Source organism: Streptomyces sp. CA-278952 (genome assembly GCF_028747205.1).
Classification (GTDB): domain Bacteria; phylum Actinomycetota; class Actinomycetes; order Streptomycetales; family Streptomycetaceae; genus Streptomyces.
On sequence record NZ_CP112880.1, the window covers coordinates 7,292,271 to 7,309,564 of the forward strand.

Consider the following 17,294-nt stretch of genomic DNA (forward strand, 5'->3'; position numbering starts at 1 on the left):
GGCGAATCAAGAGGAGTGCCGGGGAATCTCACTTCCCGGCCCCGCCCCCCCGGTCGTAGATTCATGGTCATGACCTCGCACCTCACGGCCACGGCCGACAGCCCCGTCCTGCGCGTCGCACCCGCTTCTCCCGCTGCGGCGGCGGCCTACTTCGGCGCTTCGCTCGCCTTCCACGCGGACGTCTCCGACGTCGCCTCCACGCTGGCCGCCGACGGGGATCCCGGGTTCGTCGTCCTGGACAGCCGCTCCACCGCTTCCTGGGACCAGGGGCACGTGCCCGGCGCGGTGCACCTGCCCACCGCGCTGATCCCCGAGCAGGCGGCGGCACTGCTGGACCCGGCCGTCCCCGTCATCACGTACTGCTGGGGGCCGGGCTGCAACGGCGCCACCCGCGCCGCCCTGGCCCTCGCCCAACTGGGCTACCAGGTCAAGGAGATGCTCGGCGGATTCGAGTACTGGGTGCGCGAGGGGTTCGCCTTCGAGACCCCGGAGGGCGTCGAGCGGCGCGGAGCCGACCCGTTCACCGCGCCGGCCGACGCCGCGGACTGCGGCTGCTGAGACCGGGGCCCGGGCGGAGGCCGGCGCGGTTCGACGTGCGTCCGGCCCCGCGTCGGGGTCAGCGCGGTCCGGCACCCGCCAGGGCGGCGAACAGGGCCCCGGCCTCCGCCCCGGCGGGAACCCCGCTGACCTGGCCGTCGCCGACCTCCACCACCCGCCACACGCCGTCCTCGCGCAACGCCAGGTCGGTGGTGACCCAGCGCAGCCCGAGGCGGCCCACGGCCTCCCGCAAGAAGTCCGGTTCGGGAACGGACACCGGGCCCGGGGAGTCGGGGTGGGCGGTGACGAGCACCGCCTCCCCGTCCACCCACCACACCCGCGCCTCGCCGTCCGCGACGAACGGTTCGAAGGACCGCAGTACCAGACCACCCGCGAGGAAGGGGCCCTGCAGCTCGACGAACCGGCCGACCACGGAGGCCAGTTGCTCCGCATCCGCCAGCTCCGGCACGTAACACGCCTCGTACCACTCGTGCTTGCGGGACTTGACGAAGTCCTTCACGATGCCGGGCCCCGGCCCCAGGGGCGCCGCGAGCCCGGCCAGCTCGTCGGCGGTGGGCGGGGGCGCCCCCGGAGCCGTGGCGCACCAGACGCTGCGCGGCGTGAGTGGGGCGAACGCCTCGTACCAGCCGGGGAGTTCATGTGCCCGCTGGTAGCCGGCGGCGCCGGTGAGCAGCGCACACCCCCGGGCGCCGAGCGCGGCCTCCAGCTCCGCGTACCGGGCGGAGGGGATCATCCAGCCCCGGTACCAGTACGGTCCGGAGTCCCGCGCGACCCGGGCCACCGCCCCGGGTGCGTCCCCCGCGAGCAGCGCGTCATGATCGAGCAGCGCGATCCGCCCGCCGGCCGCACGCGCCGCCGCGAGCTCGGCGGCGAACTGCGGATCGGGCCGGGACAACCGCAACGGGTCGGCGCAGAAGAGGAATCCGTTCCGCTCGCCCCTGCCGTTCATGACGTGCTGCCCTCTTTCCTCGATCAGGCGTCCTCGATCAGGTGTCCTCGGTCAGGCGTCCTCAATCAGAGCCGCGACAGCTCGTCCACCAGATCGTCCAGGCCCAGCGACCCCTGGGAGAGCGCCGCCATGTGCCAGGCCTTGAGGTCGAAGCCGTCGCCGTGCGCGGCGCGCGCGTTCTCCCGGCCGAGCAGCCAGGCGCGCTCCCCGAGCTTGTAGCCGATGGCCTGGCCCGGCATCGACAGATAGCGGGTCAGTTCGCTCTCCACGAAGTCGGCGGGACGGCCGCTGTGGTTGCCGAAGAACTCCTGGGCCAGATCGGGTGTCCAGCGCTCGCCCGGGTGGAAGGGGGAGTCCGCGGGAATCTCCAGCTCCAGGTGCATGCCGATGTCGACGATCACCCGGCAGGCGCGCATCATCTGCGCGTCCAGATAACCGAGCCGCCGTTCCGCGTCGGGCAGGAAGCCCAACTCGTCCATCAGCCGCTCCGCGTACAGCGCCCAGCCCTCGGCGTTCGCGCTGACCATGCCGATCGACGCCTGGTAACGGGAGAGGCTGTCGGCGACGTGCGTCCACTGAGCGATCTGCAGGTGGTGGCCGGGAACGCCCTCGTGGTACCAGGTCGAGACCAGGTCGTACACCGGGAAACGGGTCTCTCCCATGGTGGGCAGCCAGGTGCGCCCGGGGCGGGAGAAATCCTCGGAGGGGCCGGTGTAGTACGGTGCGGCGGCCCCGCCGGGCGGCGCGATGCGGGACTCCACCTTCCGGACCCGCTCGGCGAGGTCGAAGTGCGTGCCGTCCAGCGCCTCGATCGCCTCGTCCATCAGACCCTGCAGCCACTCGCGGACCTTGTCCACGCCCTCGATATGCTTGCCGTGCACGTCGAGGTGGGCGAGCGCCTCCCAGGGGCCGGCCCCCGGCAGGATCTTCCCGGCCTCGGTCCTCATCTCGGCGAGCAGCCGGTGGTACTCCGACCAGCCGTACGCGTACGCCTCGTCGAGATCCAGGTCGGTGCCGTTGTACAGCCGCGACCAGAGGGCGTAGCGCTCCCGGCCCACCGGGTCCGGGGCCCCCTCGACGCCCGGGGCGTACACGTCGCGCACCCAGTCACGCAGGGAGAGGACCGACGCCGTCGCCAGCCGTGCGGCCTCGTCCAGCTCCGCCCGCAGCGACGCGGGGCCGGGGGCGACGAACTCCGCGAAGAACGCCGTGCCCTCGCCCTCCCCGCCCCACTCCGTGAGCTGACCGACGAACGTGGCGGTCGCGCGGGGACCGCCGTACAGCTTGCGCTCCAGGCCGAGCGCGAGCGAGGCGCGGTACCCCTCGTGCGCGGCGGGCACCGCGCGCAGCCGATCCACGACCGCCGCCCAGTCCTCGTCCGTCGCGGTCGGCGTGAGGGTGAAGACCTCGGTGATGCTGTGGGCCGGCGACTGCAGGTTGGAGACCGTCCGCAGCCCCTCCTCGGCCTCGTGCACGGCGAGTTCCGCCGTCAGGCGTTCCCGCAGGAGGCGTCCGCAACGCCGCTCGGATGCGCTGTCGGCACCGGGACGCCGCTCGGCGGCGTCCAGCTCCCGCAGCGTCGCGCGGACGAGGTCGGCGACCGCGGCCTGACCCGCAGGTGAGAAGTCGGGCAGCCGACGCGAGCTTTCGGACACGCCCAGATAGGTGCCCGTGATGGGGTCGAGTTCGATGATGGCGTCGACGTAGGCGTCGGCGACCTGACGGGGCAGCGCGCTGCTCGAAGTGTCTGACATGCGGACATCCTCGTACGGCGGTGGCCTCCTCGTCATCATCGGGGTCCCGGGGCGTCCGAAAGACGATCACCTTCCAGCGCTTCCGGGGCTTCCGGTGGGCGTCGCCGACGCGTCCCGGGCATGGTTCCGGTACTCAGCTCCCGGCCGGAGGCAGCAGGGGCCCGCACTCCCACTGCTGGAAGATCAGCCGGGTGTCCACCCGGGCCACCTCCCGGCGCGAGGTGAACTCGTCCAGCACCAGCCGCTGCAGATCAGCCGCGTCCGCCACCGCGACCTGCACCAGATAGTCGTCGGGGCCGGTGAGGTGGAAGAGCGCACGCGACTCCGGCAGGGACCTGACGCGGTCGACGAACGGCCCGATGAGCTCCCGGCGGTGCGGCCGGACCTGCACCAGGAGCAGCGCCTGGAGACCCCGGCCGAGCTTCGCCGGATCGAGGCGCAGCTGGTCCCCGAGGATCACCCCGGAGCGGCGCAGCCGGGCCACCCGGTCCAGGCAGGTCGAAGCGGCCACGCCGACCTCGGCCGCGAGCTCCCGGTACGTGGTCCGCGCATCGTTCTGCAACAGCCGCAGAATCTGCAGATCCACCGGATCAAGAGCGACAGAATCGGACATGTGGCGAACGTAGCACGGGAAATAGCCGCTACGAACCGGTAACTGTTCAGAGTGACGGCATGGACAACGAAGTCTCGATGACGCCCCCTGCCCCCACCCCGTCCAGGGCTCTCGCCACCGAAGCCGTGCACGCCGGACGCGACGACCTCGCCTCCCTCGGCCTGCACGCCCCGCCGATCGACCTGTCCACCACGTACCCCTCCTACGACTCTCGCGGCGAGGCGATGCGGATCGACGCCTTCGCCACCACCGGGGCCCGACCCGACGGCCCGCCCGTCTACGCCCGGCTGGACAACCCCACCACGGGCCGCTTCGAGACGGCGCTCGCCCGGCTGGAGGGCGCCGAGAGTGCGGTCGCCTTCGCCAGCGGGATGGCGGCGCTGACAGCGGTCCTGCTCGCCCGCGCGAGCCAGGGACTGCGCCATGTCGTCGCGGTCCGCCCGCTCTACGGCTGCAGCGACCATCTGCTCGGCGCCGGGCTGCTGGGCACCGAGGTGACCTGGACCGACCCGGCGGGCATCGCCGACGCCATCCGCCCGGACACCGGCCTCGTGATGGTCGAGACGCCGGCCAACCCGACGCTGGCCGAGATCGACATCCGGGCCGTCGCCCACGCCTGCGGAACCGTCCCGCTGCTGGTCGACAACACCTTCGCCACCCCCGTCCTGCAGCGTCCCGTCGAACACGGCGCGCGGATCGTCCTGCACAGCGCCACCAAGTACCTCGGCGGCCACGGGGACGTCATGGGCGGCGTCGTCGCCTGCGACGAGGAGTTCGCCGCCACGCTGCGCCAGGTCCGCTTCGCCACCGGCGGAGTGCTGCACCCGCTGGCCGGCTACCTCCTGCTGCGCGGCCTGTCCACGCTTCCGGTGCGCGTGCGGGCGGCCTCGACGAGCGCGGCCGAACTCGTCCGCAGGCTCACCGCCGACCCGCGCATCGCCCGGGTGCACTACCCGCGCATCGGCGGCGCGATGATCTCCTTCGACGTGTACGGGGACCCGCACCGGGTGATCTCCGGGGTGCGGCTCATCACGCCCGCCGTCAGCCTCGGCAGCGTGGACTCGCTGATCCAGCACCCGGCCTCCATCAGCCACCGCATCGTGGAGGAGGGAGACCGGCGGGCGTCCGGCGTCGGCGACCGGCTGCTGCGGATGTCGGTCGGCCTGGAGGACGTCGAGGACCTGTGGGCCGACCTGTGTCAGGCGCTCAGCGACGGGCCCCTTCCGTCGGCGCAGCCGGAAGGGCGGCCCCTTCAGTCGTCAGCCGGGCGGTCGTCAGCTGGTCGGTCGCCAGTCGGTCAGTCGTCAGCCGGGCGGTGATGACGAGCGTGCCCTCCTCGATCTGGTAGTCGAGGGGCAGCTCCAGCGCGCGCATCGCCGCCACCATGCCGGTGTTGTGGGACTGCGTCACGGCGTACACGCTGTCGCAGCCTGCCTCCACGGCGAGGGCCACCAGGCGGCCGAGCAACTCGGAGCCGATGCCCCGGCGCTGCCAGTCGTCCTCGACGAGGAGGGCGACCTCGGTCTCGTCGCCGTCCCAGAGGAGGTGGCCCAGCGCCACCAGCTTGCCGGAGGCCGTCTGGACCGCCAGGGTGCGGCCGAAGCGGGGGCTCAGCAGATGGTCGAGATAGCGGTCCGCGTCCGCGACCGGACCGTGGTAGCGCAGGCCCAGAGTGCGCTGCGAGCAGCGGTCGTGCATGGCGCGCGCGGCGGCGAGATCGCCGTGGTCCGCGCGGCGCACGGTGATCTCGTTGCCCTCGGGCAGCGTGAGGACGTCCTCGCTGCGCGGCACCCGCGGGCCCAGCCGGGCGTCCAGCTCGACCAGGGCACGCGCCCGCGCGAACTCGGTCGGTGTGAACGGCAGATACGGCCGCTCCACGGAGATCACCCCGCCGGAGGGGTCCCGCAGCCGCATCACCGTCTCTTCCAGCACACCCTCGACCTGGGCGCTCTCCCCGGTCGGGCGGCCGGTGACGGAGACGGCGGGCAGCGAGTGGATGGTGCACCGGCCGAGCAACTGGCGCAGGGCGAGCGGCAGCTCGGCCGCGTCGAGCGCCGTACGGGTGGCCAGCGACAGCATCCGGGTCGGGACGTCGACCAGGTCGTGGGCGTCCGCCCGCTCGATCCACGTGGACGTGCCGCCGACGGCCGAGATCTCCCGGGACAGCTCCGCAGCCTGGAGCGAGGCCGGGGCCCGCAGCAGGAACTCGTCGACGGTCCCCCGCGTCAGCGGGTGGGTCCCCAGGGTGAGGATGTCCACCCGGAGCCCGGCGAGGGCCACGCACAGCGCGGCCAGACTGCCCGGGACGTCGCGCACGGTCGTCCGCATCCGCCACAGGGCGGTCTCCTCGGCACCGGTGATCCTGCCCGCACCGCTGCCCCCGGCCCTGCTCGCCGCCCCCGCCCCTTCCCGTGCCCCGTGCTCCGCCGCGCCCGCTCCATCCGACCCGGAGCCCCCCTCACCGAACGGGGGAGCGTGACTGTGCCTCCGCGCCCACCAGGTGTGGAACCCCGCGGTGGCCACCAGCACCACCGCCGACGCCACGAGCAGGTAGGGCCCGTCCGGCTGGTGTCCGATCAGGTTGGCGATGGCGTCCGCCACAGCCACGGCGGTGAACAGGGCGGCCAGTTCGATCAGGTCCCGCCGCCAGTGGTGCGGACGGCGGGCGCTCTTCGCGGAGGTCACATCAGTCATGTCCTCACTGTGAACGAACGGTGTTGCCTGATCACGAACGCCTTGTGACTGATGGGTTACGTGTTGATCTGGTCGCCTATCGTCGTTTTCGGTCAGATTCCGTGGAACCCTGCGCCACGGCAGGGAACGTCGCGAGCAGCCGCGCGGCCTGACGGGCCGTCTGGGAGGAGCCCTTGCGTCCCGCCGGATGCCGGAGCACCGGGGCCACCGGCTCGTCGGCACGGATCCAGGCGGCCGGCCGGTCGCCCTCGCCGGTGCCCAGCGCCTCGGCGGCCGCAGCGACCTCCGCCCCCTCGGCGCCGCCGCGTAGGACCCACCACTGACAACGGGCCTCTCCCCAGCCTCGGTTCACTGCCCGACGCGGCCCGGCCGGAGCACCTTGGTGAACAGCACGGCCCCGCCCTCGGCCCGCAGCCGCACCGTCAGCTCCGCGCTGTCGCCGTCGATCTCCACCTCGCCGAAATACTGCGGGGACTCCATCGGCGAGACATTGGCACGGTCGGGAGCCCGCACGAAGACCCGGTCCGGGCCGAAGGTGCTGTCCAGCGCGTTGGCCGGGAAGCCGCCCGCCGCCAGCGGCCCCGACACGAACTCCCAGAACGGCGCGAAGTCCTTGAACGCCGCCCGCTCCGGCGCGTAGTGCTGGGCCGAGGTGTAGTGGACGTCGGCCGTCAGCCACACGGTGCCGGTGATCCTGCGGTGCTTGATGAACCGGAGCAGTTCGGCAATCTGGAGTTCCCGCCCGAGCGGGGCCCCCGGATCACCCTGCGCCACGGCCTCGAAGTCCGTCGCGCCGTCCGGCACCACGAGGCCGAGCGGCATGTCGGCGGCGATCACCTTCCACTCCGCCCGGGAGGCGGCCAGCGAGCGCTTCAGCCACCGCGCCTGCTCCTCGCCGAGGATGCCCGTCGTGTCGTCGGCCTGCCGGCCGGGGGAGTTGGCGTTGCGGTGCGAACGCATGTCGAGCACGAACACGTCGAGGAGCGGCCCGTGGTGCACGACCCGGTACATCCGCGAACGCCCCCCGGAACCGTAACTGGGCGCGAGCGGAACGTACTCGTGGAAGGCGCGTACGGAGCGTGCCGCGAGGATGTCCACGTTCTTCTCGGTGTACCGCGCGTCGTCGAGGATCTGGCCGGGATACCAGTTGTTGCGCACCTCGTGGTCGTCCCACTGCACGACGGAGGGCACCTGCGTGTTGAAGCGGCGGACGTTCCGGTCGAGCAGGTTGTAGCGGAAGTTGCCCCGGTACTCGTCCAGCGTCTCGGCGACCTTCGCCTTCTCCTCGGTCATGACGTTGCGCCAGATCCGGCCGTCCGGCAGCGTCACGCTCGGCTCCAGTGGACCGTCCGCGTAGATGCTGTCGCCGCTGCACAGGAAGAAGTCCGGGTCCAGCCGGCGCATCTCCTCGTACACGCGGTAGCCGCCGATGTCCGGGTTGATGCCCCAGCCCTGCCCCGCGATGTCGCCCGACCACAGGAACCGCACCCCGGAGCGGCGCCGGGCCGGGGCGGTACGGAAGGTCCCGTACACCGGTTTGCCGGTACGGCGCGGATCGGCCGGATCGGCGAGCGTCACCCGATAGTGCACCTGTTCGCCCGCGGGCAGACCGTACAGCGGTGTGGTGCCGGTGAAGTCCGTACCAGGGCCGATCGACGGCCCGTGCCACCTGCGGACCCGCCGGAACGACTCGGTCGCCGAGGTCTCCACCAGCATCCGGGCCGGCCGGTCCGAGCGCACCCACAGGAGCGCCGACGAGGCGGTGACGCCGCCCACCTGTACACCCCACGACGCTTCGGGCCGCCCCGCCAGGTGCAGCGCGGGCACCGCCGAAGCGGTCGCGGGGGAGAGGGCGACCGCCGCCGGGGCGATCAGCGAGCCGCGCAGGACGGCGCGGCGGCCGGGCGAGGGAACACGCGGACGGTGCGGACGGTAGGACATCGAAGCGCCTCCTGGGAGGTGGGCGGGCGGTGCGCCGTTCGCGAGAAGACCAAGGACCGGCGCCGGTCTCGGCCCATGCTTAGTGCCCCGCGGCGGCCGGAGCCCCAACCCCCGGTGAACGGCGCCCGTCAGCCGGGGACGGGCCGGCCGGAACGCCACGCGGCCGCCAGCGCGGCGATCCCCCGGGCGATGTCGCCGGGGGCGAGATGGGCGTAGCCCAGGACCAGGGGCAGGGTGCCGTCCTCGGAGTCCGCCGTTCCGCAGTCGCGCAGCGGCCGCAGCGCGACGCCCGCCCCGGCCGCGCGCTCCAGGAAGACGTCCTCGGGGCCGTACCGCGCGGGCAGTCGGGCGATGATGTGCAGGCCCGCCGCGATGCCGCTGACCGTCGTGCCGGGGAAGTGCTCGTCGAGCGCGGCCACCAGGGCGTCCCGGCGCTCCCGGTAGGCCCGCTGGCAGCGCCGCAACTGCCGGTCGTAACCGCCGCGCACGATGAAGTCGGCCAGGACGGCCTGGTCGATCACCGGGTTGCCCAGATCCATGGTCCGTTTGCGGGCGACGATCCGCCCGGTGAGCGCGGCGGGGGCGATCAGCCAGCCGAGCCGCAGGCCGGGAGCCAGCGACTTGCTCACGGAACCGGTGTACACGACCCGCTCGGGATCCAGCCCCTGCAAGGCTCCCACCGGCGCCCGGTCGTACCGGAAGTCACCGTCGTAGTCGTCCTCCATGATCACGGCGTCCGCGTCCCGCGCCCAGTCGAGCAGTTCGCCGCGGCGCTGCGCGGAGTATCCGATTCCGGTGGGGAACTGGTGCGCCGGCGTGGTCACCACGGCGCGCACTCCGGAGCGTTTCAGGGGTGCGAGGGCGAGGCCGTCGTCGTCCAGGGGCAGGGGGACCGTGCCCAGACCGGTCGCCGCGAACAGCGAGGCGTGTTCCGGGCTGCCAGGATCCTCCACCCCGATCGAGGTCACGCCCTCGTCCCGGAGGACGAAGCCGAGCAGGGTCGTCGCCTGGGCCACCCCCGAGCAGACCACCAGCCGCTCCGGATCGGCCACCACGCCCCGGCGCCGGGCGAGCAGGCCGGCCAGGACCTCACGCAGTTCCGGCAGCCCGCGCGGATCGGGGTAGCCCAGCGCGCCGTGCGGCAGTCGGCCGAACACCGTCCGCTGGGCCGCGCTCCACGCACTGCGCGGGAAGAGGGACAGATCGGGGGTGCCGGGCCGGAAGTCCACCAGCGCGCCCGCCGCGCGCGGCGCGCGGTCGTGTACGGGACGCTCCGCCGCGCGCACGCCCTCGCTCACCCAGGTACCCGCGCCCCGCCCGCTGCGCAGATAGCTCTCCGCGGTGAGCTGCTCGTACGCCTCGGTGACCAGCCCGCGCGACACCCCCAGATCGGCGGCGAGCTCACGGCTGGAGGGGAGCCTCGTGCCGGCCGCGAGACGGCCGGAGCGGACCGCTTCCCGCAGCGCGGACCGGAGTGCGCGCCCTCGTCCGCGCGCCGGCGCGGAGGCGGCGGGCAGCAGCAACTCCCACGCCGGAGAGAGGGGTTCCGCCGAAGGACGATGCGCATTGGTCCCCGAAAACGTCATGGAAGTGGACCTTAAACCGGTCCGCCGCCGACCCTAGCGTCGACCCCATGAACGCAACCTCTCTGCGCGGGGCCCTCCTCGCGGCCTTCGCGTGCGTGCTGGTGGGGGCATCCTTCACGGCCAACAGTGTCCTCGGCGACTACCCGTTCGCGGGTGGCCAGGCGCTCCGCTACGGACTCGCCGCGCTCCTGCTCGTCCCACTCCTGCGGCGTGATCCCGACTCCACGACGGCGCGGCTGCGTCGTCTCACCCGCCGCCAGTGGGGGCGGATCGGGTTGCTCGCCGCCGTGGGCATGGTCGGGTTCAACCTGGCGGTCCTGGCGGCCGAACAGTCGGCGGAACCAGCTGTTCCGGGTGTCTTCGTGGGCTGCGCTCCGATCGTGGTGGGCGTGCTCGTCCCGCTCCTGGACGGTCGCCGCCCGTCCCGCGTCACGCTGTACGCGGCCGGTCTCGTCGCCGTCGGGGCGTTCACCGTTCAGGGCTGGGGGCGCACCGACCTGGCGGGCGTGCTCTTCTCGGTGGGCGCGCTCGCGGGCGAGGTCGGCTTCGCGGTCCTCGCCGTCCCTGTGCTGCGGCCGCTCGGCCCGAAGCTGCTCTCCGCGACGGTCTGCGGTGTCGCGGCCGTCGAGTCGGCGCTGCTCGGTCTGCTGATGGACGGCGGGTCGTTCCTGCGCGTCCCGACGGGCGGCGAGGCGGTGGCCCTGCTGTGGCAGGCCGTCGTCGTCACCGTGGTCGGATTCGTCTGCTGGTACAGCGGGATGCAGCGCATCGGAGCCGAACGCGCCACACTCTTCTCCGGCCTGATCCCGGTCTCCGCCGCCCTGACCGCACCTCTCGTCGGAGCCGGGACGTACGGTCTCGCGCAGGGGGTGGGAAGCCTCCTGGTCGGTGCCGGTGTGGCCTACGGCTCCGGTGTCCTCGGGCGGCGCGGGGCCGCCGGAGCGCGACTTCCCGTCGGGGCGCCGGCGCCCCGACGGGCCGGCTCAGCGGCTGGTGTCCAGGATGACGCGGGCCACGAGCGCCGGGTCGTCGTTCATCGGGACGTGCCCGCAGCCGGGCAGCCGCACGAGCCGGGCGTGGGGGATCACCCGCTTGGCGCGGACCCCCTGCCCGCGCAGCAGTATCCGGTCGCGGGTGCCCCAGGCGACGGAGACGGGGAGGCCCTTCACGTCGTCGCCGAAGAGCAGGCCCCTGCCGGTCTCCAGCGTCTGGTGAAAGCCGGTCGCTCCGCGCAGGGCGAGCGTCTCGGCGACGACGGCCTCCGGTGAACGCCTGCCGGGCCGGGCGTAGATGGTGCTGGTGAGCGCCGCCCGGCCGGCCGCGCTGCGCGACAGTCGCTCGATCAGCCCCACCGGCAGGGCCAGCGCGCTCCGGCGCATGGTCCGCAGGGTGCCGAAGGCGTAGCGCCGTTCCGCCTCGGTCCAGAAGCCGGCCGGGGAGAGCGCGGTCACCGACCGCACCAGCTCGGTGCGCCCCAGCTCCAGCGCGAGCAGGCCGCCCAGCGAGTTCCCGGCCACATGAGGCCGGTCCAGGCCGAGTTCGGCACAGAAGGCTCCGAGCACCCGGCCGAGGGTCGCGAGATCGTAGGGGACGCCGTCCGGCAGCGCGGGCGAGGTGCCGAAGCCGGGCAGGTCCACGGCTATCACCTCGCGCTCGGCGGCCAGGATCCGGGTCACCGGATCCCAGGCCCTCAGGTGGTGCCCGATGCCGTGCAGGAGCAGCAACGGTTCGCCCGAGCCGGTCCGTTCGTACGCGACCGAGACCGGGTGGGGGCCGTCGGCCGCTGCGACGGTGAAGGAGACCGTGGTGGTCATGCTGCTGCTCCCTGGGGTGGGTAGACATCTCGTCAACAACAATTACCGCCGGGTAGCTTGTAGTTCAAGGGGCTCGGCGATTCCCGCTGGACAGCGCGTGACCGGTGGGCTGGGATGGGCCGATGACCGTCGACACCGCGACCGAGCTCTTCGAAGAACACCGGCCCGTTCTCACCGGTGTCGCCTACCGCATGCTCGGCCGTGTCGCCGACGCCGAGGACGTGGTCCAGGAGGCGTGGCTGAGGTGGTCGGCGGCGGCACGCGAGGACATCCGGGAGCCGAGGGCCTTCCTCGTGCGGATCACCACCCGGCTGGCCATCGACCGGCTCCGGCACCTCCAGTCGCGCCGGGAGTCGTACACGGGTCCCTGGCTGCCGGAGCCGGTGGTCACGGACTTCGGCCCCGCCGTGCCCGACACGGCGGAGCGCGCCGTCCTCGCCGACTCCGTGTCGCTCGCCGTGCTGGTCGTCCTCGAATCGCTCTCGCCGCTGGAGCGCGCGGTGTTCGTGCTCCGGGAGGCCTTCGGGTTCCCGTACGCCGAGATCGCCACGGCCCTGGACCGCACCGAGGAGGCCGTCCGGCAGCTCGCCGGCCGCGCCAGGCGGCATGTGGGGGAGCGCAAGCCGCGTTACGACGTGGACCCGGCCGAGCGCCGCGATCTCACCGAACGCTTCCTGGTCGCCGCCTCCGGAGGCGGCATCGAGCAGCTGCTCGCGCTGCTGGCCCCGGACGTCCGGCTGGTCAGCGACAGCGGTGGCAAGGCGAAGGCGCCGAGGCGGATCATCGAGACCGCCGACAAGGTCGGCCGCTTCCTCTTCGCCGTGGCCGGAGAGCTCGGCCCGGACAGGGACATCCGCATCATGGAGCTCAACGGAGGGCCCGCCGTCGTCTACTTCGTCGGAGGGAAGGCCGACGCCGTCTTCCAGATCGAAGTCAGCCAAGGTGTTATTCAATGCGCTTATATCATTCGTAATCCGGACAAGTTTTCCGGGCTGCCCGTCGCATAGTCAAAAGCACCACCGGCCTCCCCGGCCCCCCGGTGCCCCACAGGTCCGCCGCGGGCCTGGTCACAGCCCCGTCATCCGTCGCGATGGCGGGGCTCTGTGCTGCGCTCGCCTCACGGCGTCACGAACGTCGTGTGAACGCTCTGCGCCAGAGTTCCGTTTCGTTCCGTTACGGAATAAGGATTGGTCTTGACCAAGGGGGTATGCCGTCCTAGGGTCCCTTAAGGCAGGAACCTTTAATAAATAACGTCGCGGAAAAAGACGCCGGGCGATTGCGGAGGATCAGGGTGGGGACCACGCAGCTGGAATCGGTACAGGAGCCGAAGTACTGGCACCTCAAGACCGTGCTCAGTGAGGCACTCGACTCGGACTTTGCGGTGGGGGAGATCCTGCCCAACGAGCGGGACCTCGCGGCGCGGTTCGGTGTCGCGCGAGCCACGCTCCGACAGGCCCTGGAGCAGCTCGAACTCGAAGGCAGACTGCAGCGCCGCCGTGGTGTCGGGACGACCGTCGCCCCGCCGCGCGTGGGCATCGCCGTCTCCACCGCCCAGCACGAATGGACGGGCGGCGTCAGCGGCGAGGCCTGGCAGCCGGTCGACAGCGTCATGGACAAGGCCCCTGCGGCGGTGGCCTCCATGCTCGGCACCGACCCCGCCGAAGCGGTGCACGTGGTGCGCCGTATCCGCGACACCCAGGGGCAGGCGGTAGCGGCGGAACTCCTCTACATCCCCGCCTCCTCGGTGCCCGACCTCTCCGCCATCGAGGCCCCGTCCGGCGCCGTCCGGGCCCGGAGCGTGCTGCGCGAGCTGCACCGGCTCGGCCTGCAGGGCCAGGACCGCTCCGTGGAGCTCGGCTCGGCGCGCGCGGCCGACGCCAAGGAGCTGGACCGGCTCCCCGGCGCCCCCGTCCTCGTCGTCACCACCCGCTACTTCACCGCCGACGGTACGGCGGCCGTGTCCGTCGCCACCTACCGCGCGGACACCTGCCGACTCACCTTCGGGGACTCGGGCGCGCTGGAGATCAGCCACGACGAACAGTCGGAGCGCCAGGCCTCCTGACGCCTCCGACACCCGCTCGGCCCCACGCCCGCCGCTCCTCCAGGACGCCAGTCCTCGGGAACCGGCGGGCGCGCGTGTTCCCGCCCGATCCGGCTCAGGGATCAGCGCCGGTGATCAACCCGGCCCGGGGGAGCGCCCATGATTCCCCGGCTCCCGGGGGCAGCGCCCGTAGCCCCCCGGTTCCCGGGCAGCGTCCGTGCCCCGACCCACCGAAGCGCACGCGGTCCGTGTGCCGGCCCTCCCCGCGGTCAGCGGCGGGCCGTCACGGCACCCTCGACGGCGAACAGCTGCTCCTCGACGTGGTCCAGGGCGAGCCGCAACGCCCCCGTCGCGACGGCGGCCTCCCCGAGCAGCGACAGGGTCACCCGGGGTGGGCGCAGGCAGTAGCGGGCCAGCTCTCTGCGCAGGGGCTCCAGTACCCCGTCCAGCCCGGCGGCCCAGCCACCCACCACGACCAGCTCCGGGTCGAGCGCCAGCACCAGCGCCGCCACATCGTGCACCAGCCGCTGAAGGAAGCGCTCGACCGCCGCCTGGGCCCCCGCGTCGCCCTCCCGGGCCTTGGCGAACACCGCGGTCACCGCAAGCTCGTCCAGCGGTTCCAGTGGCGTGTCCGTCGTCGACAGCAGATGCTCCGGCGTCACGTCCCTGCCCAGCAGGTGCAGGGCGCCGATCTCCCCGGCGGCCCCGCCGAACCCCCGGTGCAGACGCCCGCCGATCAAGGACCCCGCCCCGGGGCTCAGCCCCGCCAGCACGAAGACCACGTCATCGGACTCCGTGGCCGCGCCCTTCCAGTGCTCGGCGACCGCCGCGGCGTTGGCATCGTTCTCGACGAGCACGGGGCAGCGGAACGAACGGCGAAGCCGCTCCCCGAGCGCGAGGCCGGTCCAGTCCGGCAACGCCGTACCCAGCCGCACGGTGCCATCGGCCTCCACGATCCCGGGACTGCCCACGCCCACCGCACGCAGACTGCTCCGGGCCACCCCGGTGCGTCGCAGTACGTCCGCGATGACGGCCCGTACCTGGTCGAGCCGGTCGTCCGCGCCGGCGGTCTCCGACACCACGCGGGAGCCCGCCCCGACGATGCGGCCGTCGAGCCCCGAGATGAGCGCCGACACCCGGTGCGGACCGATCTCCACCCCGAGGAGATGCCCCGCCTCGGCCCGGAAACGGAACCTCCGGGCAGGGCGCCCCTGGCGCCGCGCCTCGCCCTCGTCGGGCACCGCCTCGACCACGAGCCCCGCTTCGAACAGCCCCTCGACGACGCCTTCGACCGTCGGCCGGGACAGCCCCGTGATCCGTGTCAGGTCCGTCAGCGTCGGCGAGCCGGCCCCTCTCAGGGCGTGCAGTACTACCGCGGAATTGATCCGTCGCAACAGCGACGGGTCCCCACCGGTCAGCCGGCCCACGGTATGTCCTCCCAGCTCGTGCGCATGTCTGCCGGATCGTACTCGCTGGCCGGGAGCCCTGCGACCAGCGAGAGAAGCCGGTATCGAGCCGCAACCTCGGTCACCCCGGAGCGACGAAACCGGACTCGTACGCGGCGATGACCGCCTGGGTACGATCCCTGGCCCCCAACTTCGCCAGGACCGAGCTGACATGCGACTTCACCGTCTCCGTCCCGACGACGAGGGTGGCCGCGATCTCCGCGTTCGACAGGCCTCGGGCCATCAACCGGAGCACGGCCGCCTCCCGCTCGGTGAGCGCAGCACGGTCGAGAGCGGCCCGTGCTTTGTCCGTCCCGTACTCGGCGGCGAGCTGCCGGACCGCCGCCGGGAACAGCAGGGACTCCCCCTCGGCCACCAGACGCACGGCATGCACGATCTCCGCCGGCCGGGCCCGCTTGAGCAGAAAGCCGTCCGCCCCCGCCCTCAACGCCTCGTACACGTACTCGTCGTTCTCGAACGTCGTCACCACCAGGATCTTCGGGGGATCCGGCACCGTACGCAGCACCAGCCGGGTCGCCTCGATGCCGTCCATCAGCGGCATCCGCACATCCATCGCCACCACATCGGGCCGCAACCGGTTCACCAGGGGGAGCACCGCCGCGCCGTCCGCCGCCTCGCCCACCACCTCGATATCGGGCTGGGCCTCCAGCACGGCACGCAGTCCGGCGCGTACCAGCGGCTCGTCATCGACCAGAAGAACGGTGAAGGGCATCCGACCAGCGTATGCCGTCCAGCGGGAGGCTTACGCGCACCCGCCAATCGCCCTCCCGCGACTCCATCGTCGCCTTCCCGCCCAGCAGTGCGGCCCGCTCCCGCATACCTCGCAGCCCGCTGCCGCTCCCCGGCAGACCGGCCGCTCCGGAGAGCGGATTGATCACCTCCAACTCCAGCCGCCCGTCGGCCACCGTGATGCTCACCCGGATGGGTACCGGCCCCGCGTGACGGAGCACATTGGTGAGGCTCTCCTGAAGAATCCGATACCCCTCCCGCGAAACCGGTGCCGGGACCAGTCCGAGATCCCCGGACACCCGCGCGTCCACCCGCGCCCCGGAACTCCTCGCCGAGTCCAGCAGCCGCTCCGCCTCTCCCAGCGTCGGCCGCCGGCTCACGGGTGTGCCGGACTCGCGCAGCACCCGCAGCACCCGCTCCAGATCCTCCAGCGCATCACGCCCCGTCTCCTCGATGGCGGCCAGCGCCCGCTCGGTGAACGCCGGATCGTTCGCCGCCCGCGCCGCACCGGCCTGCACCACCGCCACCGTCAGCGCATGACCGATGGAATCGTGCAGCTCCCGCGCCATGCGATTGCGCTCCAGCAACTGCTCGGTCAGCTCCTCCAGCACGCTCAGCCGGTCCGTCGGCGACGGACCGAGCAGCCACCGGGCGGCCGCTGTACTGAGCCGGCCGCCGAGCACCACCAGCACGAGCAGCGGAATGATCGGCAGCGGCGCGAGCAGCGCGTTCCACCAGTGCGGGCTCATGCCCTCGACCAGCCCGTCCGGAGGCCTGCCCGTCGCCGACAGGACGAGCTCGATCGACGCCACGGGCAGCCAGAGGGCCATGATCGCCGCGGCCGAGATCAGGAGCCGCACCTCCAGCCAGAGCACGGTCCGCCACCGCTCCGCCCAACTCGTCGAGGCAGCCACCGAGATGGAGGCATCGGGCTGCCCACGCTCGGACGGGGTCAGCAACAACTGCGCCTGCAGACCCTCCTCGAGCCGCATCGCGGGGATGAGGCCCATGGGCACCGCGAAGAGCAGGGGCATCCAGAGCTGGTCGGAGATGAAGAACCACAGACTGGCCGCGGCAGCCGGAATGAACATGTGCAACCAGCGGCTGTAAGTGACCGCGCTGGTCAGCGGGGTGAGGATGCGGTGCATG

At 72.7% G+C, this 17,294-nt stretch carries 15 protein-coding genes and 1 pseudogene; 6 read left to right on the forward strand and 10 right to left on the reverse strand.

Annotated features, from left to right (window positions below; all coding sequences use genetic code 11):
- The first annotated feature begins 63 nt into the window (after positions 1–63).
- On the forward strand, positions 64–558 hold the full coding sequence (locus N7925_RS32010; RefSeq protein ID WP_274345917.1) for a rhodanese-like domain-containing protein: 495 nt from the start codon (positions 64–66) through the stop codon (positions 556–558).
- Positions 559–616: 58 nt separating this feature from the next.
- Here the strand turns inward: N7925_RS32010 and N7925_RS32015 are convergent, their stop codons facing one another.
- The 3 genes from N7925_RS32015 to N7925_RS32025 all read right to left on the reverse strand — a co-directional run bounded on the left by N7925_RS32015 (position 617) and on the right by N7925_RS32025 (position 3,874).
- Positions 617–1,507 (reverse strand): ATP-grasp domain-containing protein, encoded by an 891-nt coding sequence (locus N7925_RS32015; protein ID WP_274345918.1) that lies wholly within the window; start codon positions 1,505–1,507, stop codon positions 617–619.
- A gap of 65 nt (positions 1,508–1,572) precedes the next feature.
- Positions 1,573–3,261, reverse strand: coding sequence for a DUF885 domain-containing protein (locus N7925_RS32020; protein WP_274345919.1), 1,689 nt, complete (start codon positions 3,259–3,261; stop codon positions 1,573–1,575).
- Between the two features lie 133 nt (positions 3,262–3,394).
- Entirely contained in the window at positions 3,395–3,874 is a 480-nt protein-coding gene (locus N7925_RS32025) for an Lrp/AsnC family transcriptional regulator (protein ID WP_265602957.1), read from the reverse strand.
- A gap of 59 nt (positions 3,875–3,933) precedes the next feature.
- On the opposite strand from N7925_RS32025, the gene N7925_RS32030 reads away from it, so the two are divergent.
- The gene (locus N7925_RS32030) at positions 3,934–5,193 is read left to right on the forward strand and encodes a trans-sulfuration enzyme family protein (protein WP_274345920.1); all 1,260 of its coding nucleotides are present in this window, start codon (positions 3,934–3,936) and stop codon (positions 5,191–5,193) included.
- Here N7925_RS32030 and N7925_RS32035 read toward each other — a convergent pair.
- Positions 5,081–6,559, reverse strand: coding sequence for a GNAT family N-acetyltransferase (locus N7925_RS32035; protein ID WP_274346588.1), 1,479 nt, complete (start codon positions 6,557–6,559; stop codon positions 5,081–5,083). The two genes, N7925_RS32030 and N7925_RS32035, sit on opposite strands and share 113 nt — an antisense overlap.
- Before the next feature lie 196 nt (positions 6,560–6,755).
- Here N7925_RS32035 and N7925_RS32040 point away from each other — a divergent pair, with 196 nt between their 5' ends.
- Complete coding sequence (locus N7925_RS32040; protein ID WP_265602959.1) at positions 6,756–6,878, forward strand: hypothetical protein; 123 nt, start codon at positions 6,756–6,758, stop codon at positions 6,876–6,878.
- 38 nt (positions 6,879–6,916) lie between these two features.
- Here N7925_RS32040 and N7925_RS32045 read toward each other — a convergent pair whose 3' ends face one another.
- Positions 6,917–8,509: an alkaline phosphatase D family protein gene (locus N7925_RS32045; RefSeq protein ID WP_274345921.1), complete on the reverse strand. Its 1,593-nt coding sequence runs from the start codon at positions 8,507–8,509 to the stop codon at positions 6,917–6,919.
- A 128-nt stretch (positions 8,510–8,637) separates the two neighbouring features.
- A complete protein-coding gene (gene pdxR / locus N7925_RS32050; RefSeq protein WP_443032293.1) occupies positions 8,638–10,095 on the reverse strand; it encodes a MocR-like pyridoxine biosynthesis transcription factor PdxR in 1,458 nt (485 codons plus the stop codon).
- Between the two features lie 47 nt (positions 10,096–10,142).
- Here pdxR and N7925_RS32055 point away from each other — a divergent pair.
- Positions 10,143–10,985, forward strand: a pseudogene (locus tag N7925_RS32055) (DMT family transporter); the annotation flags it as partial.
- Between the two features lie 93 nt (positions 10,986–11,078).
- Here the strand turns inward: N7925_RS32055 and N7925_RS32060 are convergent.
- Positions 11,079–11,909 carry an alpha/beta fold hydrolase gene (locus tag N7925_RS32060; protein WP_265602962.1) on the reverse strand — a complete coding sequence of 277 codons (831 nt, stop codon included), beginning with the start codon at positions 11,907–11,909 and terminating at the stop codon, positions 11,079–11,081.
- A gap of 122 nt (positions 11,910–12,031) precedes the next feature.
- Between N7925_RS32060 and sigJ the strand changes: the two genes are divergently transcribed.
- The gene (sigJ, locus tag N7925_RS32065) at positions 12,032–12,916 is read left to right on the forward strand and encodes an RNA polymerase sigma factor SigJ (RefSeq protein ID WP_274345922.1); all 885 of its coding nucleotides are present in this window, start codon (positions 12,032–12,034) and stop codon (positions 12,914–12,916) included.
- Positions 12,917–13,200: 284 nt separating this feature from the next.
- Entirely contained in the window at positions 13,201–13,971 is a 771-nt protein-coding gene (locus tag N7925_RS32070; protein WP_265602964.1) for a GntR family transcriptional regulator, read from the forward strand.
- A gap of 248 nt (positions 13,972–14,219) precedes the next feature.
- On the opposite strand, the gene N7925_RS32075 is transcribed toward N7925_RS32070, so the two are convergent.
- The 3 genes from N7925_RS32075 to N7925_RS32085 all read right to left on the reverse strand — a co-directional run bounded on the left by N7925_RS32075 (position 14,220) and on the right by N7925_RS32085 (position 17,293).
- Entirely contained in the window at positions 14,220–15,377 is a 1,158-nt protein-coding gene (locus tag N7925_RS32075) for an ROK family transcriptional regulator (RefSeq protein ID WP_265602965.1), read from the reverse strand.
- A 100-nt stretch (positions 15,378–15,477) separates the two neighbouring features.
- Entirely contained in the window at positions 15,478–16,128 is a 651-nt protein-coding gene (locus N7925_RS32080; RefSeq protein WP_265602966.1) for a response regulator transcription factor, read from the reverse strand.
- Positions 16,100–17,293: a sensor histidine kinase gene (locus N7925_RS32085; RefSeq protein WP_274345923.1), complete on the reverse strand. Its 1,194-nt coding sequence runs from the start codon at positions 17,291–17,293 to the stop codon at positions 16,100–16,102. The genes N7925_RS32080 and N7925_RS32085 overlap by 29 nt, the downstream gene beginning before the upstream one ends.
- Position 17,294 lies beyond the last annotated feature (1 nt).